This window comes from Metallosphaera sp. D4-4 (genome assembly GCF_046245145.1).
GTDB classification, from domain to species: Archaea; Thermoproteota; Thermoprotei_A; order Sulfolobales; family Sulfolobaceae; genus Metallosphaera; species Metallosphaera sedula.
This window is the reverse complement of sequence record NZ_CP176412.1, coordinates 1,329,825-1,353,190: the sequence shown is the minus strand read 5'-3', so window position 1 is coordinate 1,353,190 and position 23,366 is coordinate 1,329,825. Positions and strand designations below refer to the sequence as shown.

Here is a 23,366-nt window from a genome sequence, read left to right as displayed (position 1 = left end):
GGTTCTATCGTTTCCCGAGGTCTAGGAACCTGTGCCATGAAGTCCTGATAAAAGAGGTAACGAGGGTATAGTCGCGCCAACTATTCCCACAACGTGATACAGAATTAACGTGATTACCAAAAGCGTGAACAGGGTTATGGTCCTCTTGCTTCCCCTCTTTCCCAGATCCCTTATTTCTGAGGCACTTCTCAACTTTTCTCCAGGTCTGAAGAATCTAACGCTAGGCTCGATCAGACTGATTGCCAGGGGAGGATAGAGAAGGGAGAGGGCTCCTGTCACGATCAGGGAAATGCCCCACATTCCCCTAACCACATTAGCCCCAATTTTCCTGGACGGTAATTTATACTCGACGTAGAGTGCTTCCACCAGGGTGTATGCACACCACACCATGTAGACTGAGACGTCCAGGAGGGTCACGTTCTTGACCACGGAGATCCAAGGTAACAACAAGGAGGACAGACCCAACGTTCCCAGTACCTGCGGTAACACGTTAACCTTGGAGTATGATAAGGCGATGGAAAGAAGGAATATCGTGGCTGGAATCAAGAAGTAAGGTCTGAAGAAGAAAAGATAAGGAACCGCATTAATGATCATCAGGCCCACGTCAAACTTTCCGAGCTTTCTGGCCAACATTTTACTGTACGTGAGGTCCACAGTGACGGCATGAAGCGCTACAAGGGGAACAAAGAGCAGAAGGAATGGTTTGGGCGAACCAGCTAGAGCTAGTATGTAAGTCAAAAGTAACATGAAATATGCAGCGTGATTTCTCGTCCTCTGCATGTGCAAACTTTCTCGCAGGAAAAGATAAGACATGACCCTTAAAGGTTAGGTTGTGCTAGGTTTAGTTGTTCCCTCTATCTTCTCGACCCTAACCTCCTTCCCTCTAGAGGCTGAGAGTACTAGGGCCACGAGTAGGATGAAAAGCGCTACCACCAATGCTGCCTTAATACCGTTGAGGAAAGACTGCTCCACACCACCTAACAGATTCGTGGTTCCTAGAAACACCTCGAAGGCCACATATCTGGGTATTGATAGTGACGCAACAGTTAGGGTTAGAACGTAACTGGACAGCGTTCCTAGATTGGCGAGAGTCCTGAGAAGACCGTTAGCCCCTCCGTAGAACCCCCTCCTAGCGTTTGCCATAACTGCACTGTTGTTTGCTGGATAGAACATGGCTGTACCTAAACCACCTATAACTGAGGCTATAATGATTACGTACAGTGGGGTAGTAACCGTGAGTGTGAGGTAAACTAGTATGGCCCCCATCATCATCGCTATACCCAGCGTAGCCGGTATCCTAGCACCTATTTTATCGGAAAGCCTGCCAGCAATGGGACCTAGGGCACTGGCAACCACGTAACCTGGGACAAGTAAAAGCGAAGCGTTCAGCGGACTCAAACCCCTAATTCCCTGGAGGTACATGATGATCACGAAAACCACAGAGAGGTATCCGGTGCTCTGGAAAAAGGACGCCAATATGGAAAAGGAGAGCACCCTGTTCTGAAATGCCTTCAGGTCAATTATGGGGTTCTCAGCCCTCCTCTCGTAAGCCAACATCACCGCAATTAATATTGCCCCCACACCGATTAGAGATCCGTTAAACAGATCTATGCCTCTCCCAGCCATGTCAGACGCTCCATAGGTTATTGCTGAAAGTCCAGCTAGCAATAGGACCATTCCTGGAATGTCAAGTTTTTGCTTCCTTCTCTCTTGAACGTCTTTGACGTATTTTACCCCTAGAAGGATTGCCACAATTCCGATGGGAACATTGATGTAAAAGATGTATCTCCATCCAACTAGGGTTGTCAGGATTCCACCCACCACTATCCCCAGCGTTGCCCCCACGTTCCAGCCTATGGAGGTGTAACCGTAAGCCCTTCCCCTTTGATTTGGAGGGAAGGTGTCAGCTATGATTGCCCCAGAATTGGCCTGAAGCATGGAGGCTCCAAAGGCCTGTACAGCCCTAAAGACCACCAACGTGTCGGCGGTAGGAGATAAACCGCAGAGTGCAGATCCAACTGTGAAAATTGCGAAACCTAGATTATACATCCTAGATCTTCCCAAGATGTCCCCAATCCTTCCAAGCTGAGTTGTCATCACTGCGACCACCAACAGGTAAATTAAGATCGTCCAAATGGCGAGATCGAGGTTAGTCCTTAAGTCGGTGGTGATCGTGGGAAGAGCCAAAAGGACGACGGTTGAATCTACGGCAGCCATTAACGTTCCCAGCACTAGGACAAAGAGAATAATCGATCTATTCATAGCTTTAATTCGAGTTCAATCCTTAAATCCTTTGGTTTCAGATGATTAACGAGTTAACGAGAACGCCCAGTGCGTCTCATTGCGAAAATTTATCTTGAGATAATTCATTCATGTCCATATGTTAAAGGCCATTATCTCCCTCCTTTTCATTTTCCTTTTGGCTGCCCTATCCGTTTACTCCATTAGCTTTGTCTTGCCCTCTCTTTCCTCGATTTACGGGCAAGGAGTATACTTTACCGTTCCATTAAGCTGGATAGGGGGTTCCATAGGCGGAGTTGCCCTCTCCGTGTTAGCCGATAGGTGGAGCAGGAGGCTCTCTCTTCTGGTTTCCATCGTCTTATTCGTGGTCCCCCTTCTTTTGAATGCCTTTGTGAAGAGCTTGTTCCTGATTTACGTCCTCTGGTTTCTCATAGGTTTTGGCGTTAATGGTGAAAACGGAATCAGTTACGCCTACGCGGCGGAGCTCTCTCCCCCAAGGTATAGGGGATTTGTGGGGAGTGTGATGCAGGGATTGTACTTTATAGGGGGTCTCTTGGGCCTGCTATGGGCATTTCTCTTTAGGAATCTAGAGATTTACTTCCTATCTCTAGGACTCGTGTCACTGGTCTCGTTTATCCTCTGGTTTCTTATTCCTGAATCAACGCGGAGAAGTCACTCTACCTCAAGAAAGGTAAGCATCTTCAAGGTGCTTATACTCGGATCGATTTTTGCCGTAGGCTCCTTCCTCTTTGTGGTTCCCTTGGTCTCGCTCTCCTTCACACTACTTTCTTCACTCAGGTTAGATGCCTTTCTTATCATCTCGATTGCGTTGGCAGTGGGCATGATCAGCTTCACCATAGCAGGGAGAATCTCGGACAAGATTGGAAGGAAACGGACCACCTTCCTATTCATCGCTATCTCAGTCCCGTTCTCTCTCCTAATGTTACTCACTGCCAACTCCCTTTTGCTGAGCATTTCCCTGATCATGCTCATGATTGGTTCCTCATTCTTCGCGTATTTCGGGGTCTGGATGAGTGAGGTCTTTCCGCCTGAGATGAGGGCCACTGGAACAAACCTGGTGTTTTTCCTGGGTAGACTTGTAGGCGGAGGTTTCGGGGTTAGCATAGTCCTTTTGATGCCCTTTGGGCTCAAGGATGACCTGGGAATTGCGTTGATTGCATCGTCTTTACTGGTGTTAGGTTCGGTTATCGGTCTCCCTGAAACCGTGAGGAGGTAGGGGTAATACGGTATACTCCGGTATTTAAGGTAATTCCATGAAGCTAATTAACATGGTCCAGGATAGTGACGTCCTTAACGAGATCCAGAGACTCTACGACGGTAAACCAGTTACCGTGTCCCGTTTGAAGAAGAAGTTCCAGGGAGAGGAACTAGAGGAAGTCCTCAAGAGGCTAGAGGAACAGGGAAAGATAAGATCTATCCCCGTTAAGGGTGGGAAAGCTTACGAGCCATCTCTCGATAAGTTGGATCAAGTGCTCAAGGAGATCTCTAACCTGAGGGATGAGATAAGGAAATTACAAGAATACCTGTTAGAGAGAACCAAGGTTAGTACAGATTCCTTTGACGAGATCTATGAAAGGGTGAGAGATAACCTGGGCTATGCCCATCTTCAGGCGATTCGTGTGGAGATGGGTTTGGGTAAGGAGGAGTTCTACTCGACCCTCCGCGACCACATAGAGAGCCGTTATGACCTAATCGCCGGAGGGGACGAGGGGTACGTAAGAAAGGGTTCCATTTACGGGATAGTCAAGAGAAAGAGGTAGGAACATGATATGTACTGTACCCAAGGTTACCGTAACCACGTGGAACGCTAAGAACATAGTTCTGGCTGGACCAACGTACAGGAGATATCTTGAGAAGACCTTACTTGCGGTCAAGAATAAGGACATTGCCTCAGTGATAGGGCAACCTGGAATGGGAAAGACCACCATCCTCAGGAAGACTCAGGAGGAAGCTCCAGGTCTCACCTTCTTCCTAGACCTAGCCAGTAAGGCAGAAATTGAGGACGAGTTCTGGGGTAAGGTGGACCAATTCAAGATAAGGGAACTAGTTCTCCCCACTCTTAGGAGCAAAGCTAGCAAGCTAGGTTACGGTTTCCTCAAGAGGCTAACTGGTGTTAAGCTAGAGGATTGGTTACTCAAGGTCTGCAATAAGTATGACGACATACATCTCAGGCTATTCTGCTCGAATTACCCCAAGGACTTTGACGGAATGTTGAAGTTCCTCGGGGACCTGAAGAACGTGACTGACGTTAACCTCATGGTAGATGAGGTGAGGGACTCTCACATACCCAAGATCCACAGGCTGATTAACGCTGGTCTCGGTATTCCAGTGATCATGGCAATTCCCACAGATTCCTACAGTAAGGTTACCGATTTGGCCGTGAGAAGAAGATTGGATGAAAGCAGGGTATCCCTCGATACGGTGCTTACCCAGGAGGACATCAAGGAAATCATAGATGCTTACTGTCATCCCCTAGCAGAGGACCTCTTCCCCATCATATACTCCCTATGGAGTGGGGGAGAACTCAACACAGTCAGTTCCATGTTGCAGTACGTGAAATCACAAGTTGAGAATTTTGAGAGGGAATGTGGGGATAACCTGGATTGTTTCAGGGAGAAACTGAGAAGCTCACACTCCCTTAAGAACCCTGAAGAAGACTCAAGGGAGATGGAGAAGATGGTGAGGGAGGTTCTGTCATCCGAGGGAAAGGAGATGGGTATCTCTTACGTCCATCCAAGGGGGAAAAGGGTTGAGGCCAATGGTAAGTTCATGGTGGTGGGGATATTCTTCGTGAAGGACGAACAGGCGGTACTGGGTCAGGTAAAGCTCATGAATGATGACAGGGAGAGCGATGATGAGATCAACCTTCTATCCGAGGTAAGGACGGTGGAGCATGAGAAAAAGAATTATCCCGTGGGTAAGAGGTTCGTGATCACTAACTCAGTCAAGTTGAAGGTGCCCAGCTCCGTGACCAAAATTGAGATCTCAACCTTCGAGGCCGTGCGTATACTTAGAGGGGATGGTGAAATTCTCAGGGAGATAGTTAGACCCCTTCAAGATTTACCTGGTGCAGGGCAAACCCCTGTAGAGAGCACAGCTTAGCTCAAATTTGGCCCATCTATTTTTATCAGGTGCTTAATCCCAGGATTAAATGGAGCTCAAGGAAGTTTGGAAATCTATTTGATGTCATCCTTCATCTTTTCTTCAGTGACACCTTCCTGTTCACGGAGATTCCAGTTGATGTGGATCAACTTCTTGTGACCTGGGACGGTAAGCTAGTCTCATGTCTGCCCACGGGCACCAGGGGGAACTACCTGTGTAAGGTCTCCTCTCCTCCAGGAGTTCACAGGGTTAGCGTGGAGGCCATTTATGGAGGGAGGAGAATCGTGAAGACGGAAAATGTTCCCCTCATAGATTTCGATATTTCCCTCTCCCTGGATAAGAATTCCTTACTGGTCAAGCTTCTAGGATATAGTGACCCTGACACGATTTCAGTTAAATTGAACGGAACTCCTCTAACCCCATCGCGTATAGGTCCAGGGGAGTATAGGATTGATATCACCGAGCGTGGAGTGGCTGAAGTTGAGGTATGCATCTCGGGAATTTGTAAGAGGTCGATCATAAACGTGGAGCCACACCTATCCTTGAGTGACTGGGATCCGTCAGTATGGGTTGGGAGGAACCTCTACGGCTATCAGGTGATGGAATTTCTCGGCGAAGGGGGTTTCAGTTACGTCATGAAAGCCTCCTCTCCCGGAGGAGTTGTGGCACTCAAGATACCAAAACTGGCCCAGTCCTCCACCTCAGGTCTAACTAGAAACGTGATCAATGTCCTAGATGACCTGTTCAAGGAGCAGAGTGCCCTCCTAGAGTTGAGCGACTCCCCCTACCTAGTTAAACTTGTTGGCGTTCATTTGGATCGGGACTCAGTGAGGAGGGCCTTGACTGAACCTAGATACTATCTAGAGTATCCACCCATGATACTTATGGAGTTCATGGCAGGAGGATCTGTGAGTAGATTAGTTAAGGACGACGTCCAGTTTTACTCTGACAACTGGAAGACCGCGGTTTTCATGATAATTTCAAGGATATCCAGCGGTTTGCTCAAAATACATGAAAAGGGTTACGTTCATTGTGACGTGAAGCCATCGAACATCCTTCTAGACAGGGAACCTCCCCCTACAGCGGGCGAGCTATACGAGAGAATGAAGAGGAGGGAGGTCAACCCCAAGCTCGCAGATCTGGGATCGGCGGTTAAAAGATAGGAGGAGTTCCTCCAGGAGTTACCCTGGAATACTCGTCGTTGGAACAGGTAGCCTCAACGAGACAGGGTGGGGTCAATCCACGGGACGACGTGTACTCCCTGGGGGCCACGATCTATTACCTTCTCACGAAAAGGTACCTTAATTCCCCCATGATACCCTTCATGGAGAAGGCGCTAGGAGGCGGAGGCCTGGACAACTCTGTGTACACGTTGAGGGATTACTCTACCCTTGAGATTGTTGGTCTAGACTCAAGGATAGTGAAGTTCATTAAGGATATGACGTCAGAGAATAGGGACAAGAGGCCTAGTACCTTAGAGGTTTTTAACTTCTTTACGTCACTAGTGTACTAGGGCGGGAGATCGTGGATGATGACACCTTTGTCGTCTATCTTCTCGAGCTCCTTATCCAGGGTAAGGAATTTCATGTTGAGGGAAAGGGCTGTGAAGTAAAGGGTAAGGTCTATCATGTCCCTATGTCTATCCTGGTTCAGCCTCGTTAGGTAGAGAACACCCTAAGGGGAGTTTTGACGCGTTTGAAGCCTGAGAGGCTGAGGAGCCCTTCCTTCACCCTTTTCATGTCCACCCGAGTTCCGGATTTGCTCATCTTCTTGAGCACCCAAAGGGCCTCGAGCATAGATATCTCGGAGAAAAAGACCTCGTGGGAGGAGAACCTCTCCAGAGAGCTCTCCGTGCCCTTAACCTCAACCCCCAACACGGGGAGAACGAAGCTGGTGTCGAGAAGAACCCTCATTCCCCCTCGGTCCTGGACTGTTCTTCCTCACTAATTCTTTCCACTTCTTCGGGCGATATGGTGGCGAACTTCTTGCCGTGAATTGCCAGCCACACAGGATCCCTAATGGGTTTCAGGATCATTTCGTCTCCCCTCACCCTAAGAATGACCTGGTCCCTTCCTTGAGATCCAATTCCTCAGCAATCCCCTTGGGAATCCTTATCATGTATTTCTTGCCCAATTTTACTTGTGTCTTCATCATTGTTAATTAGTCAGACTAAGTTAAAGGTCTTGCTAAAGAGTGAAGAAAAGTTGGACTCATGACAAGGAAGCCTGACTGTGACATGCTTCAGTTCGTGCAATCCAAGAATGTGTGAACATGACTGGAAATACAAAAAAGTTCTAAAGCGATAAAATCACGTAGTCTCTATACTTACTTCCCTAGAAGACTCTTCCAATGGTTTCCTCTTCGTTTCAGGTATGGCTACTAAAGTTATGACCGCAGCAATTGCCGCTATGGTTGCAAGGAAATACACAGCAAACGACTCGCCGTACTCATGGAAAAGTGATGGAAAGACGAAGGATGTCAGAGTAGCTCCTATTCTTCCTGATGCCACTGTTAGTGACTGCACCAGTCCTCTTACCTTGGTTGGGGCAAGCTCTACCCCAAGAATTCCTGATGCGGATACTGAGCCAGGTCCAGCCTGAGATCCCAAGTTCTGCAGTCCGTAAAGGAAGAAGGCTATAACAGGTGAGAAAGATGTCCCAGCTGAACTCTTGTAAAAGGCGAAGGACATTAAGGCAACTGCCATTACCACGAATCCCACAACCTGCAGTGGTTTCCTTCCAACTCTGTCAATCAAGGAGAGAGCTATTATCCCTCCAGGTATGGTGAAGGCTCCTTCAATTAAAAGTTGAAATACTCCTGAATTAATTCCTAGGCTGCTCGCAATGAGGCTTGGACCAAACAATATTCCCGAGTACGCCACAATATCAAAGAGGAACCAAAGCATACATGCCGAGAGGAAAAGTGCCCAGTTCCTCCTGAAATATTCGCTGAAGCTAGTATTATCCTTGAGATTAGAGGTGAGATTTACCTCAGTTCTCGTGACTTCCCTAATCACTTCCTTAACACCTTCAGTATCTCCCCTTATCCTCCCAAGGAACCTAGCAGTTTCAGGAATCTTTCTTCGTAGATAGATCACAGAAGCTGAGGGTATCGCACCTGCTGCTAGCACAATTCTCCAGACTAGTGAAGGAGGTACCCCTGCTGCCTGTAGGGCGAGATATAGAATAGCTGCTAGCGTCGCGCCAAACCCCCAAAACAAACCAAAGCCTAGAGCAATTATCTTTCCCCTGTCCTTAGCGTTGGCGTGCTCGGCCATGATTATGGGAGATAGAACGTAGTCGGCACCGACACCTATTCCTAGAAGGAACCTAACTATTATCAACTCTGTAGGATCTGTGACGAAGGCCTGTAAGAGGGCCCCCACTGTCATGAGAGCTACGTCGATCCCGTAAAACTTCTTCCTTCCCTGGTTAGACAGCAAACCAAACATTATGGCACCTATTGCAGCCCCTGCCAGCGCAGATCCGGAAATTGCCGCGGTAAGGGAAACGTAATCTGGGCTCTTTGACGTTATTCCGAACTCCGACAGGACCAGTAGGAGGACAATACCAATGGAGGAAAGGTCATATCCATCGGTGAAAACACCCATGCCCGTGGTTATGAGCGACTTAACGTGGAAAAAGGAAAGCCTTTTCTCGTCTAACGGTTTAAATACATCCTTCATACATCTAACGTATTTTCTATATTTTTTAGCATTCTGTATATAATCAATATATGACTCTATAACTCTCTAGTTGCTATATAGTTTATGTATATGATATCTGCTTGGACAAAAAGGTTTTGTAAAATCATGATCTAGAAGCTATATTTTCAACAGAGAAATCGCAGATCTCGATCAGACTTTTATTCTAGGGCTCAGGTCTAGGGTCATGGATATTGGTCTCATTATATCAATCATTTTCATCGTGATTGATATTCTGATATCCCTATGGAACAGCTACAACGCGGGACAGATATTTAGGGCAAGGAGGACGTTGGGCTCTATCTTCTACTTCTTCGGCGGTTTCCTTCCCATGGGCTACATGGTCTTGCTCGCCCTTACCCTAATACTGGGTTACCTAGGTTATCTCTCATTCTCTACCTTCATTTTCCTCTTTTCCTTCAGTTTCCTGTTCTTTGGCCTTACGTTCATAATCTGGGGGATTATCGCGACAGTAACCTCGGCCATGGCATTCTCAAGGACCCATAGCTGGACCTCGGGTCTTATCACCATTTATGACGCAGTGGTCACGATCTTTGATGCTTGGGAATACATCTCAGGCTTTTTCTCTGCCTGGAAGAGCGTACGTAGAGCCATCGACAGCAGTGACTTTTCCATTGTGGACGTACTTGCCATAGCAGCTCTGGCCTTGACCATAGGTTTCATTGTTACCTATGTTGCCTTCAGGGAAGGAGAAAAGAACTCGAGAGTTGCTACCTGGTACTAGCCCTCAAACGTTAATATTTTCGATATCGTATTTGATATCATGTTTGGCCAATGGCATAGGAAGAGAGGGCTCGCGAACCTTATTCTAACGCTTCTGGACTCTAAGGGGGAGATGACAGGAGCCCAGATAATGAGGGAGATCGAGAAGGTCACGCAGGGTATCTGGAGGCCCTCTCCAGGAGCGGTTTATCCGGCACTGGATAAAATGGAGTCAGAGGGTCTCATCACGGTATCAAAGGTGGAAAGGTCACAGCGTTACTACGCAATCACGGAAAAGGGGAGGAGGTTGCTCTCGCCTCAGGGAAGCCTGGAGGTAGTAATAGGAGACCTGGAGTATAACGTTAGGTATCTCCTAGACAATAGGGATCTCCTCACCCCAGATCTCAAGGAGAAATTGAAGGGGATCCTCGAGGAGATGGAGGCGATTCTCAAGTGATAGATGTGTCCCACCTCTCGAAGACCTTCCAAGTGAAGGGGAAAGAGATTCACGCATTGAGCGATGTAACGTTCGAGGTGAAGACGGGTGAGATATGTGGACTTGTGGGACATAACGGGGCAGGAAAGACTACCCTTGTAAAGATCCTTTCCACCTTAATAATTCCAGATAGTGGAGAGGCCAGGGTGGAGGGTCATGACGTGGTTAAAGAGGCCAACGTCGTCAGGAAATTACTGGGCGTTATGACTGTCAGCGAGAGGGCCTTCTATTATAGGCTCACGGGAATAGAGAACCTCATGTTCTTCGCGTCGATCCAAGGTCTTTCCCTAGGAGAGTCAAGGTCAAGGGCGAAGGAACTCTTGGAAATGGTAGGACTCCTGGAGTGGAAGGACATCCCTTACATGAAGTATAGTACTGGGATGGCCAGAAAACTGGCTCTTGCCAGGGCATTGATCACCGACCCTCCCGTGATCCTCATGGACGAGCCAACTCTAGGAATGGACCCAATCTCCTCGAGGGAATTTCGTAGGCTAGTTGAGGGGTTAGCCAAGAGAAAGACCGTACTAATGACGTCGCATAACATGGCCGAGGTAGAGGACCTTGCCCAGAGGGTAGTGATCCTGAACAGGGGTCGTGTAGTTGCCAGCGGTTCTCCCCAGGAATTAAAGGAGAAGGTGGGAACCATGAAGTTGGTTAGAACAAGGTCATCCGATGCGAGGCTGAGAAAATTCGTTGTGGGGCTATCAGATCAGTACTTCTTGGTACGGGTCCCGGAGCACTTCAACGTCGAGGGAGATGAGGTTGGAAGGGAACCCGCCACGTTGGAGGACGTTTTCGTGTCTCTCACGGATGAAGCGGATTCCACGACCAACAGATCTAGGGGAGGTGGAGGTTGGAGAAGATGGGCATCCTAACCAAGTTATATGCCTACATCTACCTGAGAGGATTCAGGATCTGGAGCAGTTACAAGACTCAGATGGTTCTAAACGTTCTATCGTGGGTCCTACCCGTTTTCACCTACTACTTTGTGGGCACTTCCTTGGGCGGAGACCTTGAGAACTTCACGGGCGTTACGAACTACACGGCATTCGTGGTAATTGGACTGGCGTTTCAAGGTTACGTGTCATCAACCATAACCACCATAAGTCAGAGACTTAGAAACGAACAGCTTTACGGCACCATAGAGTACTACGTGCTATCAGAGGGTGGAGTTCTCTCCTTTCTTGTTTACTCCGCGTTGTGGGGTTTCACAATAAATTCCGTTAATGCGGGAGTCATCCTGGGGATTGGGGAGATGCTACATGTTCACTTCGAGATTAATCCAGTATCAACCTTGGTAGTTTTCGCCCTACTCCTGTCATCTGCCCTGGGGCTCTCAATGATTTCTGCAGGTTTCACCATGTTGGTGAAGCAGGGAAACCCAATCTCCTTCTTCTTCTCTACCTTTACCACGCTGATGTCGGGGACGGTTTTTCCAGTCACGGTATTGCCAAGCTGGATAAAGGAGATTAGCCTAGCCATACCCCTAACCTGGGCCCTAAACGGTCTCAGACTCACAATGTTAGACGGTTACGGAATAGGCGGAGTGGGGGAGATCGTGTTAGTTCTCGTGCTCTTCAACGCAGTTCTCTTACCGCTGGGTGGATGGTTCTACCTTTACTCCTTTAACAGGTCCAGGAGAAAGGGAACCTTGAGCGAGTATTAACTAAACAGTGAGGGTAGGTTAACTTATACTTGTACATCTCTTTACATCACATGATAAAGATCAAAAGGGTATACGACGAGGCCTCGAGCGACGATGGAGTCAGGGTATTGGTTGATTTGCTGTGGCCCAGGGGACTCAGGAAAGAGGAGGCCAAGATTGACCTCTGGATGAGGCAAGTCGCTCCTTCAGATGAGCTGAGGAAGTGGTTTGGTCACGATCCTAGAAGGTGGGAAGAGTTCAAGCGAAGATATCTAGATGAGCTGAGAAACAACCCCGCCGTGAAGGATCTAGTGGAGCTTGCCAGTAACAGGGATGTGACGCTCCTATTCTCAGCCAGGGACAGGGAAAGAAACAACGCAGTCGTGTTGAAGGAATACGTGGAAGAGGAACTGAAAAGTAGGGGAAAAGGGCTTAAATAAAAAACGTCACTCTTTCTTTTCTTCTTTATCCTTAACTTCCTCCTTGACTTCCTCTCCCTTTCCCTCAGTCGCCACCACTTCAGCGTAGGCTCTCTCTCCATGCATTGCGTAATCTCCGACCTTCAACTCCTCTGGAGGTGCCCTGAGCGGTATGAATAGTCCTATAGCCTTCAAGAGTCCATACGTTACGGCGAAGTCATACACGAAAACTACCAGTGCACCAAGAGCCTGAATACCCACCTGTGCTACGTTGCCATACAGGGCTCCCACTAGGGCAGGATCCACGTACTTAGTTACGTTTGGATCAGCGAATACTCCAGTGAGTATTCCCCCCACAATTCCCGCAATACCGTGGGTAGAGAAGACGCCAAGGCTGTCATCTACCTTAAGCCTGGGCTCCAACTTGTATAGTGCCAACCAAGGCAGGGAACCAGACGCAATCCCTATTAACATGGAGTAGGAGCCATTGACGTAACCAGCTGCCGGCGTGATCGCCACCAGTCCGGTTATGGCACCGGATGTTGCGCCAATGAGGGAAGGCTTTCCAAAGAACTTCATGTCCATCAACATCCAAGTTATGGCACTCACTGCAGTAGCTATGTTAGTGTTAAGGACAGCTATTGCGGCATCTATCGTGGACCCTCCTGGATCGCCACCGTTGAATCCATCCCATCCTAGCCAGATAAGTCCCGCACCTGCGAGAATTAGGGGTAAGCTGTGGGCCTCAAGTTTCCTCTCAGAGGCAACTCTTGGTCCTACTGCCAGAGCAGCCGCGAGAGCTCCCACGCCAGCATCCACGTGGATAACGTATCCCCCAGAGAAGTCCACAGCACCGAGCTGGTTCAACCAACCACCAGCGAATAGCCAGTAAGCTACAGGGCTGTAAACTAGGAGGGACCAGAGGGGCACAAACACCATCCACGCCTTGAAGTTCATTCTCTCCAGAACTCCACCAGCCAAGAGAACAGGGGTTATGGCCGCGAAGACGAACTGGAAGAAGATATAAGTCGAGGTGGGTATGTCGAGCGGAGTGTTTGCAGGCCCATAAATGGTCTGAGAACCCTCATAGAGTCCGGAAGTTGCAGGTGTAGGGGACCCGAGAATTCCAAATCCGTTTATCTCGAGGAGAGGCTTTCCAAATCCGAAATTGTATCCCGCAATCATCCACACTACTAGAACTGCAGCGAAGGCGTAGAAAACCATCATCGCACTATTTATGGAATACTTTTTCTTGGATAGGCCAGCGTAGTATAGGGCAACGCCTGGCACGCTTTGAAGTCCCACAAAAGTCGCTGCGGTGAGCATCCATGCGTTACTTCCAGTATCTAGCCAGGAGGGAACTGCCACTGCAGGATAATCCGCCGTGTGATTTGCTAAGGCAGTAACTGTGGAATTTAACTGTTCTAGGGTGGAATTTGTAGCCCCTAAAACACTTAAACCTAACAGGAGAGGAATCAGGAGTATACCTAACAGGACTTTTTTCATTTTTTTCTCGAGAGGGATCTTGTTAAATAGCTAAAAAATATACTGACAATTCCAAATGAATAGTTTTCTGAAGTAAGATTAAGTTATTGATGACTTTTAATCTTTTCTCTGGACAAGAGGACGGCGTGACTAAATAGATATCAGGTTATTTCCAAAACCTTGTTAGTTATAGTTTAAATATAATCTCTTTTATCATGACGTTACTCAATTTCTATTATATTATTAATTTCTTTGATCTAAAGTTATTTTGAACCACGATCTGCGCCTTTTCTATGAATCATGTAACCGGGTACACAAGGAGCCTTATAATAAAAGGCAGGAGGCATGTAAGAAATGTATATTAAAAAAGATTAAGATTCTTCTCTACTCTGGCGGAATTTCCTGGAATGAGTATTTGATATCGATATCCTCTTTTCTTAGCCTGTACCATCTCATTACGAAGTAAATGATTATTCCAGCAATGAAGTGTGTGTCCAACAATTTATTTCTCCCTCCAAATTTCCAATAGATTGTAGACCGTGAAGAAGGCCGAGAACCAGGATTCAAGGCTTCTCTTGCTCGCGTTCCACGGGAAGTGGAAGTCCATGGTCGAGAGCCTATGCTTCGCGGTTCTAAACACCTGCTCAACCCTGTTCCTAATCCCGAAGGTGACGTGCTCGTGGTCGACCCCCGCTATCGAGAGGAAGTTGTACGCGGGGAGGCCGTCGTGTATGTACTTGGCCCTCAGGAACTCTCCTCTCGTCCTTATCTCCACCTGCCTCACTCGCTTCACGAGGATAATCACGTCGAGGCCCGACCTGGCCTTCGTGATCATGAAGAACGGGATAACTCCCGTGTTGACGTCCCTCACGACCCACAGGTAGTACATCACCCCCTTCACCAGAAGTACCTTCGTCTCGTCCACCGCGTACTCCCCGGTCAAGGGGAGGTCGAGCGTCGTCCTCGTCGCTCTTCTCCAATAATAGTGAACCGTGCTCCTCGGGACCCTGAACCTCCTGAGGGATAGTCCAAGGAAATAACTAGCTAACGCTTCCGCCAACTCCTGAAGGGACCAGAACCGGGGCTTAAGGTTATTAAGTTGGAGAAGGTAGATCATTACCTGGGTCAGGACGGGAAGAGGTACGCTCCTCTTCACGTCTGCTCACGTGATAGACCCGTCCTGACCCTTAAATATTATTTTGTCTAATTTAGCAATATTGTTGGACACACACGCAATGAAAGGAGAAGAGACTATGAGCCAGGTGACCGGATTCATGTTTATTCCTAGGTAAATTGTGGAATTTCCAAACCAATAGAAACCGTATACACTCATGACTATTAGGTCAGCAATGGATATTCCTAGTATTACGGCCCTGTTTCCCTTTAGTTCTAATCCATTTCTTCTGATTGATGCGACTATGGACGCCAGAATGACCACTATGAAGCCGAAGAGCAGAGCCATGGCATCAGCAGTATCCATGCCATAAAAGAAGGCAGAGCTGAGAGGTGTGACAGTGATAACGGTGAGACTACCAATTGTTATTGCTTCGTCGATCAGATGTGCCACCACAGGGGAATGATATCTCTCACTAACATATGAGACAATTGTTGGTAGGGCCTTGTCAAAGGCCACAGCCATAAAATACCTAGATACGAAGAGGGCGACAGCGAACATTATGGCAAGGTACCAGAAGTAAGACCCTATCACAAGAAAGAGATCTAAAGGCAAGTTCCTGAAACTCACTACTACATCAAATATTGGGTTTAGGAGATTAGAATAGTTCGGTCCCAAGACTCCAGCTCCTATGAAAAACTCTGAAGTAAGCGTACTAACTGACGAAGAGATGAAGAAGGTTATTAGCAGACCCGCAACAACAAGAGCTGCTAGTACTCCGATCCTGAACGCCTTACTTCCCCCTCGGACCTCCCCAGCGACTGAAGTGGCTCCATTAACAAATGGAAGGAAACTCGCAGTGAACACCATAAGACCAATTGTAGCTAAGATCGGATTGCTGAAGAGTGGTGTCGCAGAAGAACTCGCCTTCACTATGGAGCTGTAATCGTATCCAGACGCAGTTATCGATGCGGGCGTAACGTAATGCATCAGTATCCCTGTTAATACAAAGGTTACTAAGGCTACAATAGTTATTCCACCCATTATTTGATTGGTATACTTTGGCAGAAAGATGTTTATTGCAATTACTCCTGTGAAGGTAATTGCTCCTATCGCGAGAATTGTGAAGGGGTTCCCTAAGGTAGTTGCCAATGACGTGTAGGAGCCTCCAAAATCTGTCCCCAGTGCCGAAAAACCTGTCTGTAGCTGGCCCACGCCATCGTAAACTATGGCAGCGTCAAATATCATCTGGGAGATGCCGAAGACAAGCCCTGTTCCCACTCCGATAGCAGGATGTAACACTCTACTCGCAAAAACGTAATCTGCAGCAGTTCTCTGAAATTTCTCGCTTATTTTTGTCCATAAATAACCGTGGGGGAGAAGAACTATCCAGCTGAGTAGGGCGCCAATAACCACAAGCCCGTTCGGAGAGATTGAGAGACCCGATAGGTAGGATATTGGAAGGACGTAGAATGCAATGAAGCCCATGCTAATAAACATGGCAGTTAGCCAGTTTATTTCCCTGACTAAACCTGAGGACTCCCTTGCAAAAAGGGAACCCTTAATTCCTTTTTGATCTTCTTTACCGCTTGCCATTGGTTCAAAATTCAATTGACTCCCCTAAAAAGTTCTTTATTTTCTACATAAAAAGAGTATAATAATATAAGTAGAAATATGAAAAGTATTCATTAATAAGAATGGATCAACAATGAACTGGCTATACATGTTTTAATTAAATGGAATCAGATGTAACACATTCTCCTTAACAACGATAAGAGTTCCTAGCATATTACCATGATGGATATCGGGAAAGAATCTAAATTATTTTAAAGTATATGGCGTTGTTATCTAAATTATATTTAACCTTTTCTAGATGCAGTATCTTGAATAATGAATAAATATTAGAATATTGAGAGGAATAAATTTTAACCTTTTCCTAAAGCACCATTTAATGATACAGGTCCAGGTTAAGGCAGAGTATAGCCCACTTAGGAAAGTAGTCGTGGCAACTCCAGGAAATGAGAAAACTAGGTTAACTCCAAAGACGCTTTACGAGCTACAATATGCAGAAATTCCCGATCCAGTAGAGCTGAAACTGGAGCACGACGAGTTTGTGAAGAAGTTAAGGGAGAACGGAGCTGAGGTCATAAACCTGAGGGAAGAGGTCATGAAGCTTAAGGAGGAAGAATTGGTCGCTCTAATAAAGTCTAGTAGCGAGTGTGATATTTTACTAGACAACCTCGATAAAGAGTTGATGGCCGAGATACTGATCTCCGGCCTGACTGCTAAGGAGGCAAAGGAAATGGGAGCCAACGTCTTAATTCCCGAAAATGAAGAATTTTGCGTAAAACCATTAGTTAATATCATGTTTACAAGGGATCCAGGGATGGTACTGGGAGGCACGTATGTCTCTGGAAAGATGAGATGGGAGTCGAGAAGAAGGGAGCCAGAGATCTTCACCGCGATACTTAAACCTAAAAATGTATTGAAAGTGGAAAAAGGATTCTTCGAGGGAGGAGATTTCTTTCCACTAGACGGGAGGCTTCTCATGGGATTTGGAACCAGAAGTAGTGGGTTAGGACTTAGTTACACTGTCCCTAAACTCATGGAGAGTGGAGAAATTGATGAGGCTATACTGGTAAAGCTGGACACACCAGAACTTCATCCCAACAAGGGTATAGGTCATTTAGACACTGTTATGGGTATCCCAGCCCAGGACGTTATAGTCTATTACAAGTCTCTTCTTGATAAATCGAGCGTTTACCTATATAAAGGGAAGGAGATAGTGCGGGACAATAGGGTTCTCAGCGAAGTGATGAAGGATTATTTGGGTCACGATCTAAGGATTGTCAATATAGGGAATGCTGAATATTATGCTGAAGAGAGGGAACATTGGCTTCTAGCTAGTAATATTATTGTAGTAGGTAAAAACAAGATCATAGCCTATGAACATAACAGACTGACCAATAGGCTCATGACGGAGGCGGGTATAGAGATTATAACATTCAAAGGAAATGAAATTATAAAGGAGGGCGGAGAGCGGAGCGGTCCTAGATGCATGACACTCCCACTGCAAAAGTATTGAAATCTAAGTGCTTCAATACATCAAAAGCACTTTATCATAAAATTATCTAAACTATTTTTATATTTTTATAAATCCAATAAGGCTATAAATTCCATAAAATATTAGTATTAGAAAATTAATTCTTAAGGTTCTGTAGTTACCCGTACAATTATTAAGTTTTCAGTAGTTAACGACGGTTGTAATAAGACTTTTTAATTTTTAGAGAGTGTTCTAACGATTAGCCTAGTATACTATTAATGTTTTTGCCAGCAACCCTTTTTAATAGAATAACTTTTAGACAATTCATGCCCCTGTTTAAAAGAAGAGGAAACAACGAAAGTGTAGGCGGAAAGAACAAAACAAGGATTCTATTCACCTCCGACCTTCATGGGTCCGAGACTGCTTTTAGGAAATTTCTGAATGCCGGAGTGATGCAGAAAGTTGATTGCCTTATCATAGGTGGAGATATTGCAGGAAAGTCATTGGTACCTATCATAAATAAGGGAAATGGTTATTTTGTTGTTGAGGATAGGGAGATCAGCGGTAGCTCTCTTAACAACGTTGTCGCGGAATTCCGAAAGAGCGGCGCGTATTATGCGATTCTCTCTAAGGCTGAGCATGAGGAATTAATCAATAACAAAAAGAAACTTGACGAGCTATTTCACGAAAAGATGAAGGAAAACCTAAGGAGTTGGGTTGAGATTGCTCAGGAAAAGCTGAAGGAAAGACGGATTCCAGTCTTCATCAACCTAGGTAACGATGATCCTTCGTTTCTCTTTCAAGTTATTGAGGAGAGCGAATTAATGAGAAAAAGTGAAGGAAATATAATAGACATAGGCGGTCACGAGATGATATCCTTCGGATATGTTAATCCCACACCTTGGAGAACACCTAGAGAAATGTCCGAGGACGAGCTGATGTATAATCTGAGGGGAATGGCTGAGAAGTTAGAGAGGCCAGAAAAGGCAATTTTCAATTTTCACGCTCCTCCATATAATACTTCCCTTGATAATGCACCGTTACTCTCTGCCGACTTGAAACCAGTAGTAAAGGGAGGCGATGTGGTCATGACTCACGTAGGTTCTAAGGCTATTCGCAAGATAATAGAGGAATATCAACCAATGCTAGGCATACACGGACATATTCACGAGTCCAGAGCGTTTGATAAGATCGGAAGGACAGTGATAATAAATCCAGGTAGTGAGTTTAACCAGGGCATACTTCACTCTACACTTATCTTGCTAGAAGATGGGAGAGTTAAAGGTAACCAGTTTATAGTGGGCTGATCTTTGTTAAAGGAAATTCGGGATATCCTATTCTACACCTTTTCCCACCCTTAGCGTAAAAATTTTATTCGGAAACGACCTGTTTTCTTAAGATCCTGATCTCCTTATGCATTGAATCCATAATTTCTCTTAAAATCGAAACTAGTCATTCGTGAAAATTTTAACGTCTCCAAGTTAAGATTTATCACGACTTTTTATATATTTATAATTTTTTGTTTTAAGGCTTAAATTCACGTCCACGTTTTAACACTTATGCCATTGCAAACTAAAATACTATTTACGAGTGACATTCATGGATCAGAAACTGCCTTTAGAAAATCGTTGAACGCAGCCAAGATGTACGATGTAAATTATCTAGTATATGGGGGAGACATGTTCTCAAAGGATTTCATTTTTGTTATGAGGGAAGGAGGAGATTATTATGTTGATGGAAAGAAAGTAAACCTGGAAGCCCTTCAGGAGAACTACATGATAACGGGTAGGATGCCCATAATCATGAGTAAAGAGGAACTAGACTTTACCCTAGGCAATAGGGAAGCCTTGAGGAAGGTAGTACTAGAGAGGCTGGAGGCACAGGTAGATAGGTGGGTAAAGATACAGAGGGAGAAAATGGAGAACTCTAATTTCTTCGTAGTATGGAACTTGGGAAATGATGATCCATTGGAGTTGGATTCTCTACTGAACTCCTATGGCATCGAGACGTGTCAGGGTAAGGTGATAGAGTTGGGCGACCTCAAAATGATATGTGAAGGTTTTGTGAATCCAACTCCCTTTCAGACGTACAGGGAAGTGCCAGACTCCACCCTTTACATAAGGCTTGAGAGATTAATTGAAAAGGTAAATCCTAAGGAAACGGTATTGAATGTTCACGTTCCGCCTTTCAATACAAAATTGGATCTGGCAGTAAATGAGAGAAAGGAAAGATCACACGTAGGTTCTAGATCAGTGCATGACCTGATACAGAAATATCAGCCTTTAGTGGGACTTCACGGCCACATTCATGAGTCTCCCGGGGTAGACAAGATTGGAGAAACGAAAATAGCAAACCCAGGAAGCGAATATCAAAGCGGAATATTTAGGGGAGTCTTAGTAGTTATTGAGAGGCAACTCGAAAAGGGTCTATTGAGGTCATTTAAGGTAAAGGCGATAAGTCTCATTCATGGATAGAGTCTATGTAAAATGTTCACTCCATGATCGAAAGATGGCATGAAAACTAGTTCGCTAAGAATTGTCCCCGCGTCTTAGAAAGGTACTCACATGACCTTCAAGCGTAGTTATATCGAAGTCACTCAATTAGTCGCGACCTTACTTCTAGATTTTGTTCTACGAACCCGATCACAATTCACTTGGGTTCAGGCTGATTCTCCTGTTGAGATCTCATCCTCAAGTTGTATATTCTTTCATTGAAGTATCCTTCTAAGCTATTCCCCAGCCTCATGGCACTAGAGATGATATCGCTGAAGTAACTTACCAGGTTATCCTTAGGTGAATTTATCCTTGACTCCATTTCGTTAACCTCGATCATCAGTTTCTCATTAGCAAAACTTCTTATGTTCTCCCGAAGTAGCTCTAAGGACATCCTAACATATTCGAAGAGCTCCTTCTCACCTTTCAATCCATATCCCTTGGCTATCGAGTCCAAACTGCTGCCATTGTTGACCGCTATTATCGAGATCCTACAAATGTTCTCTATCCTTTCCAGGTACCTTCCCGTCCAGTAAATTCTGTAAGCTAAACTCTTAGTCAGCAACCTTCCTCACCTTAATCATCACATTCTTCAGTTGACCCTTACCAGAGCTCATGAAGCTCCCAACTATTGGACTTACGTCAGCGAAATCTCTTCCTATGGCAAATTTCACATATCCTAGGTTGTAAAACCTTCCTCTTGTTGGATCAACGTCCACGTAAGTTCCGTCTGGCATCATGACCTCAACCCACGCATGAGTAGCCCTTGGATTATCGTTAACCACTCCCATGACGTATCTGGCGGGAATTTTCAGAGCCCTTAAAATCGCTAAGGTAACGTGAGTGTAATCCTGGCAAACCCCCATACCCAGTTTAAAGGCATCATATGCGGTCGTGGTGACGTCAGTTGCTCCAGGGGCATACTTTATTCTGTCCCTTACAAACTTCACGGCGGTCTCTATTACTTCACCCATGCTCTTAACATTCTTTGTCAGTTCACTAGCGATTTTTTGAAAGGGTTCAGGATCCACAAGTTTTGTGGGCAAGAGAAATTGATTGAATCCGTAATCGTAAGGAAAATCGTAGTTAACTCTTATCGCCTTGGTGTCCACCCTTACCAGGCTCTCAGAATAAATTTCCAATCTTTTGTGGACTTCTGTAACCTTTATTTTATAAACTATATTGTCAAAAATATCCCTAAAATACGTCTTATAACCCTGTGGAATGGAATCGACCTCGTGCTTCAAAAGCCGTTGATTATCACCGTCGTAGGGCACTATCCTACAGGTGTTCTCGTTCACGATTACGTCCGCCTCGTACTCGTAAACGCTCCTATAGATTACCTCGTAATCCACACCGGTTTCACCATCCCTCCAGAAGAGTTATTTGTTACCCTACTTCCAACCACACCGACTCGACTTAAAACTGCTGTGGCCACCCTATCGTAATATGTGAAGAAGCGGAAATCTGCAAAAGTCTCGTAAAACGAGTCATTTATCGCAGAGACCACGGTGTCGAAATCGAGAACCTCTTGCGCTATGAAGTTCTCATACTCCTTTACCAACTCCTTTAGGACACTGGCGTTCTCATCCTTCATTATGGAGAGACCAATGCCTCCATAGCCTTCCCTCTTCTTTATCACGTAACTCGAGGGGTTATTAATCACCCTTTGAAGGTTCTCCCTTTCATATAGGCATATGGTAAAGGGCTGTGTAACCTCTTTAAGGGAAATTCCATATCTCTCAGCTAGGAATGGTATCCAAACGAAGGTTGCCTTGTCATCAGCTACTCCGACGCCTGGGGCATTGGCAATGGTAACCCACCCGCGTAGATATGCCCTCATCAAATCTGGAGTGAGCAACTCAAGGTCCTCAATTCTCCTGTATATTATGTCAACGTGAACTTCCCCCTCATCTAACGTCTTTACCACAACTTCTCCCTGGTTCACCTGTATATCCTTGGGCTCTGCCAACACAAACCCGAGTTTGTCAGAAATGAACCTGTGTTCAAAGTAAGCGGAGTTTAGGGGACCGTCCGTTAAAAGCACGATTACGGGATCCTTGCTTCCACTCGCGTAGCGAAGTGTATCGTAAAGATATTCTAAACCCGATGGTTCCTCCACGCTGTAACCCTGAGATAGTTCAGGTAAAAATCGATGAACGTATTCGAATGCCCTATAAGAATAGGCTATTCCTGAGGGCACCCTTACGTTGTCCTCAAGAATGTAGGGTTCACCATTTACTCTAACAATATCAGCACCATTCACATAGATGTATATTCCCTTGGGTGGGGAGAAGTCCATCATTTCCGGTTTGAAAAAGGGTGTAGTCTTGACTATCCAATCAGGTATGTGCACGGATTTCTCCTGGTAAATTTCCTTGACCAAGTGGTTAAGAACTAGGTTCCTTTTAACTAGATAATCGGATATCCTAGAGTAAAAATCTGAACTAATAACTCTAGGAATAACGTCGATGGGTATACCCCTGTACCTTGAAGAAGTATAGAACGTGAAGCCTTCCATGTAAGCTTGTAAGTTCACCAACCTGCTTAAATCAAAAATTTTATTCTCTAGGACGGTAATGTTATCCATTAGTCTGCGATTTATTGGATCCATCAGGAATTCATTGTAGGTTCTGTCTCTAATTATCCTCCTTATTTTCACATGTTCATACTAGATTCTGACAACTTTAAGTATTTCCAGCGTAGAAGATTAAAGAGAATTAAGTGAATCAGGTCCTCCACATTTATAGTATGTCTACAACTGACACGTGGACAAAACGTTCTGACCAACTATAAAATGTAAACATGACTCTTTTATGCCTTGGCAATTAAAGGTTAAATATCATTATAATTAGAAAGTATTTACTATGAAAGGGGAGAAT

General features: G+C 45.6%; 25 protein-coding genes. 13 read left to right on the top strand and 12 right to left on the bottom strand.

The window, feature by feature from the left end:
• Positions 1–21: 21 nt before the first annotated feature.
• Both ACI49J_RS07290 and ACI49J_RS07285 read right to left on the bottom strand, forming a co-directional pair.
• Positions 22–780 (bottom strand): hypothetical protein, encoded by a 759-nt coding sequence (locus ACI49J_RS07290; RefSeq protein WP_240255319.1) that lies wholly within the window; start codon positions 778–780, stop codon positions 22–24.
• Between the two features lie 45 nt (positions 781–825).
• Complete coding sequence (locus ACI49J_RS07285) at positions 826–2,262, bottom strand: MFS transporter (protein WP_240255317.1); 1,437 nt, start codon at positions 2,260–2,262, stop codon at positions 826–828.
• Between the two features lie 118 nt (positions 2,263–2,380).
• Here ACI49J_RS07285 and ACI49J_RS07280 point away from each other — a divergent pair, with 118 nt between their 5' ends.
• Genes ACI49J_RS07280 through ACI49J_RS07260 form a run of 5 tightly spaced genes read left to right on the top strand, consistent with a single transcriptional unit; the run spans position 2,381 to position 6,877 of the window.
• Positions 2,381–3,478, top strand: a complete 1,098-nt coding sequence (locus ACI49J_RS07280; protein WP_240255315.1) for an MFS transporter — start codon at positions 2,381–2,383, stop codon at positions 3,476–3,478.
• Positions 3,479–3,515: 37 nt separating this feature from the next.
• Positions 3,516–4,022, top strand: a complete 507-nt coding sequence (locus ACI49J_RS07275) for a hypothetical protein (RefSeq protein WP_404809761.1) — start codon at positions 3,516–3,518, stop codon at positions 4,020–4,022.
• A gap of 4 nt (positions 4,023–4,026) precedes the next feature.
• On the top strand, positions 4,027–5,364 hold the full coding sequence (locus ACI49J_RS07270) for an ATP-binding protein (protein WP_240255313.1): 1,338 nt from the start codon (positions 4,027–4,029) through the stop codon (positions 5,362–5,364).
• A 29-nt stretch (positions 5,365–5,393) separates the two neighbouring features.
• Positions 5,394–6,527 carry a protein kinase domain-containing protein gene (locus ACI49J_RS07265; protein ID WP_240255311.1) on the top strand — a complete coding sequence of 378 codons (1,134 nt, stop codon included), beginning with the start codon at positions 5,394–5,396 and terminating at the stop codon, positions 6,525–6,527.
• 38 nt (positions 6,528–6,565) lie between these two features.
• Positions 6,566–6,877 (top strand): hypothetical protein, encoded by a 312-nt coding sequence (locus ACI49J_RS07260; protein WP_240255309.1) that lies wholly within the window; start codon positions 6,566–6,568, stop codon positions 6,875–6,877.
• 145 nt (positions 6,878–7,022) lie between these two features.
• On the opposite strand, the gene ACI49J_RS07255 is transcribed toward ACI49J_RS07260, so the two are convergent.
• The 4 genes from ACI49J_RS07255 to ACI49J_RS07240 all read right to left on the bottom strand — a co-directional run bounded on the left by ACI49J_RS07255 (position 7,023) and on the right by ACI49J_RS07240 (position 9,049).
• Positions 7,023–7,277: a PIN domain-containing protein gene (locus ACI49J_RS07255; RefSeq protein ID WP_240255307.1), complete on the bottom strand. Its 255-nt coding sequence runs from the start codon at positions 7,275–7,277 to the stop codon at positions 7,023–7,025.
• Positions 7,274–7,399, bottom strand: coding sequence for a hypothetical protein (locus ACI49J_RS07250; protein WP_275691997.1), 126 nt, complete (start codon positions 7,397–7,399; stop codon positions 7,274–7,276). The genes ACI49J_RS07255 and ACI49J_RS07250 overlap by 4 nt, the downstream gene beginning before the upstream one ends.
• A gap of 11 nt (positions 7,400–7,410) precedes the next feature.
• Positions 7,411–7,515, bottom strand: coding sequence for an AbrB/MazE/SpoVT family DNA-binding domain-containing protein (locus tag ACI49J_RS07245; RefSeq protein ID WP_240255305.1), 105 nt, complete (start codon positions 7,513–7,515; stop codon positions 7,411–7,413).
• Between the two features lie 157 nt (positions 7,516–7,672).
• Entirely contained in the window at positions 7,673–9,049 is a 1,377-nt protein-coding gene (locus ACI49J_RS07240) for an MFS transporter (RefSeq protein WP_240255303.1), read from the bottom strand.
• Between the two features lie 205 nt (positions 9,050–9,254).
• Here ACI49J_RS07240 and ACI49J_RS07235 point away from each other — a divergent pair, with 205 nt between their 5' ends.
• The 5 genes from ACI49J_RS07235 to ACI49J_RS07215 are packed head-to-tail and all read left to right on the top strand — an operon-like array spanning position 9,255 to position 12,371.
• Positions 9,255–9,812 (top strand): hypothetical protein, encoded by a 558-nt coding sequence (locus tag ACI49J_RS07235; RefSeq protein ID WP_240255301.1) that lies wholly within the window; start codon positions 9,255–9,257, stop codon positions 9,810–9,812.
• Between the two features lie 39 nt (positions 9,813–9,851).
• Positions 9,852–10,247 carry a PadR family transcriptional regulator gene (locus ACI49J_RS07230; RefSeq protein ID WP_240255300.1) on the top strand — a complete coding sequence of 132 codons (396 nt, stop codon included), beginning with the start codon at positions 9,852–9,854 and terminating at the stop codon, positions 10,245–10,247.
• Positions 10,244–11,161: an ABC transporter ATP-binding protein gene (locus ACI49J_RS07225; protein ID WP_240255298.1), complete on the top strand. Its 918-nt coding sequence runs from the start codon at positions 10,244–10,246 to the stop codon at positions 11,159–11,161. The genes ACI49J_RS07230 and ACI49J_RS07225 overlap by 4 nt, the downstream gene beginning before the upstream one ends.
• Entirely contained in the window at positions 11,149–11,952 is an 804-nt protein-coding gene (locus tag ACI49J_RS07220) for an ABC transporter permease (RefSeq protein ID WP_012020830.1), read from the top strand. The genes ACI49J_RS07225 and ACI49J_RS07220 overlap by 13 nt, the downstream gene beginning before the upstream one ends.
• 50 nt (positions 11,953–12,002) lie before the next feature.
• Positions 12,003–12,371, top strand: coding sequence for a DUF488 domain-containing protein (locus ACI49J_RS07215; protein WP_048060017.1), 369 nt, complete (start codon positions 12,003–12,005; stop codon positions 12,369–12,371).
• Between the two features lie 6 nt (positions 12,372–12,377).
• On the opposite strand, the gene ACI49J_RS07210 is transcribed toward ACI49J_RS07215, so the two are convergent.
• From ACI49J_RS07210 to ACI49J_RS07200, 3 genes are all read right to left on the bottom strand, one after another.
• Positions 12,378–13,856: an ammonium transporter gene (locus ACI49J_RS07210; RefSeq protein ID WP_193453384.1), complete on the bottom strand. Its 1,479-nt coding sequence runs from the start codon at positions 13,854–13,856 to the stop codon at positions 12,378–12,380.
• A gap of 481 nt (positions 13,857–14,337) precedes the next feature.
• Positions 14,338–14,991 (bottom strand): IS6-like element ISSte1 family transposase, encoded by a 654-nt coding sequence (locus ACI49J_RS07205; RefSeq protein ID WP_011182870.1) that lies wholly within the window; start codon positions 14,989–14,991, stop codon positions 14,338–14,340.
• A gap of 6 nt (positions 14,992–14,997) precedes the next feature.
• Positions 14,998–16,560: an APC family permease gene (locus ACI49J_RS07200; protein WP_409366327.1), complete on the bottom strand. Its 1,563-nt coding sequence runs from the start codon at positions 16,558–16,560 to the stop codon at positions 14,998–15,000.
• Positions 16,561–16,900: 340 nt separating this feature from the next.
• Here ACI49J_RS07200 and ACI49J_RS07195 point away from each other — a divergent pair, with 340 nt between their 5' ends.
• The 3 genes from ACI49J_RS07195 (at position 16,901) to ACI49J_RS07185 (ending at position 20,466) form a co-directional block, all read left to right on the top strand.
• The gene (locus ACI49J_RS07195; protein ID WP_012020833.1) at positions 16,901–18,034 is read left to right on the top strand and encodes an arginine deiminase family protein; all 1,134 of its coding nucleotides are present in this window, start codon (positions 16,901–16,903) and stop codon (positions 18,032–18,034) included.
• A gap of 284 nt (positions 18,035–18,318) precedes the next feature.
• Complete coding sequence (locus tag ACI49J_RS07190; protein WP_048060018.1) at positions 18,319–19,299, top strand: metallophosphoesterase; 981 nt, start codon at positions 18,319–18,321, stop codon at positions 19,297–19,299.
• A gap of 252 nt (positions 19,300–19,551) precedes the next feature.
• Positions 19,552–20,466, top strand: a complete 915-nt coding sequence (locus tag ACI49J_RS07185) for a metallophosphoesterase (RefSeq protein ID WP_012020835.1) — start codon at positions 19,552–19,554, stop codon at positions 20,464–20,466.
• 175 nt (positions 20,467–20,641) lie between these two features.
• Here ACI49J_RS07185 and ACI49J_RS07180 read toward each other — a convergent pair whose 3' ends face one another.
• The 3 genes from ACI49J_RS07180 to ACI49J_RS07170 are packed head-to-tail and all read right to left on the bottom strand — an operon-like array spanning position 20,642 to position 23,146.
• Positions 20,642–21,049, bottom strand: coding sequence for an alpha-E domain-containing protein (locus ACI49J_RS07180; protein ID WP_012020836.1), 408 nt, complete (start codon positions 21,047–21,049; stop codon positions 20,642–20,644).
• Positions 21,039–21,839, bottom strand: coding sequence for a transglutaminase family protein (locus tag ACI49J_RS07175; protein WP_193453382.1), 801 nt, complete (start codon positions 21,837–21,839; stop codon positions 21,039–21,041). The genes ACI49J_RS07180 and ACI49J_RS07175 overlap by 11 nt, the downstream gene beginning before the upstream one ends.
• Positions 21,824–23,146, bottom strand: coding sequence for a circularly permuted type 2 ATP-grasp protein (locus ACI49J_RS07170; protein ID WP_048060019.1), 1,323 nt, complete (start codon positions 23,144–23,146; stop codon positions 21,824–21,826). Before ACI49J_RS07170 ends, ACI49J_RS07175 begins: the two co-directional genes overlap by 16 nt.
• Positions 23,147–23,366: the final 220 nt, after the last annotated feature.

Excerpts from the sequence above, each read along its gene's own strand:
- ACI49J_RS07290 (WP_240255319.1), bottom strand. The coding sequence starts at position 780 with ATGCAGAGGACGAGAAATCACGCTGCATATTTCATGTTACTTTTGACT.
- ACI49J_RS07285 (WP_240255317.1), bottom strand. The coding sequence starts at position 2,262 with ATGAATAGATCGATTATTCTCTTTGTCCTAGTGCTGGGAACGTTAATG.
- ACI49J_RS07280 (WP_240255315.1), top strand. The coding sequence starts at position 2,381 with ATGTTAAAGGCCATTATCTCCCTCCTTTTCATTTTCCTTTTGGCTGCC.
- ACI49J_RS07275 (WP_404809761.1), top strand. The coding sequence starts at position 3,516 with ATGAAGCTAATTAACATGGTCCAGGATAGTGACGTCCTTAACGAGATC.
- ACI49J_RS07270 (WP_240255313.1), top strand. The coding sequence starts at position 4,027 with ATGATATGTACTGTACCCAAGGTTACCGTAACCACGTGGAACGCTAAG.
- ACI49J_RS07255 (WP_240255307.1), bottom strand. The coding sequence starts at position 7,277 with ATGAGGGTTCTTCTCGACACCAGCTTCGTTCTCCCCGTGTTGGGGGTT.
- ACI49J_RS07250 (WP_275691997.1), bottom strand. The coding sequence starts at position 7,399 with ATGATCCTGAAACCCATTAGGGATCCTGTGTGGCTGGCAATTCACGGC.
- ACI49J_RS07245 (WP_240255305.1), bottom strand. The coding sequence starts at position 7,515 with ATGAAGACACAAGTAAAATTGGGCAAGAAATACATGATAAGGATTCCC.
- ACI49J_RS07240 (WP_240255303.1), bottom strand. The coding sequence starts at position 9,049 with ATGAAGGATGTATTTAAACCGTTAGACGAGAAAAGGCTTTCCTTTTTC.
- ACI49J_RS07235 (WP_240255301.1), top strand. The coding sequence starts at position 9,255 with ATGGATATTGGTCTCATTATATCAATCATTTTCATCGTGATTGATATT.
- ACI49J_RS07230 (WP_240255300.1), top strand. The coding sequence starts at position 9,852 with ATGTTTGGCCAATGGCATAGGAAGAGAGGGCTCGCGAACCTTATTCTA.
- ACI49J_RS07220 (WP_012020830.1), top strand. The coding sequence starts at position 11,149 with ATGGGCATCCTAACCAAGTTATATGCCTACATCTACCTGAGAGGATTC.
- ACI49J_RS07215 (WP_048060017.1), top strand. The coding sequence starts at position 12,003 with ATGATAAAGATCAAAAGGGTATACGACGAGGCCTCGAGCGACGATGGA.
- ACI49J_RS07210 (WP_193453384.1), bottom strand. The coding sequence starts at position 13,856 with ATGAAAAAAGTCCTGTTAGGTATACTCCTGATTCCTCTCCTGTTAGGT.
- ACI49J_RS07195 (WP_012020833.1), top strand. The coding sequence starts at position 16,901 with ATGATACAGGTCCAGGTTAAGGCAGAGTATAGCCCACTTAGGAAAGTA.
- ACI49J_RS07190 (WP_048060018.1), top strand. The coding sequence starts at position 18,319 with ATGCCCCTGTTTAAAAGAAGAGGAAACAACGAAAGTGTAGGCGGAAAG.
- ACI49J_RS07185 (WP_012020835.1), top strand. The coding sequence starts at position 19,552 with ATGCCATTGCAAACTAAAATACTATTTACGAGTGACATTCATGGATCA.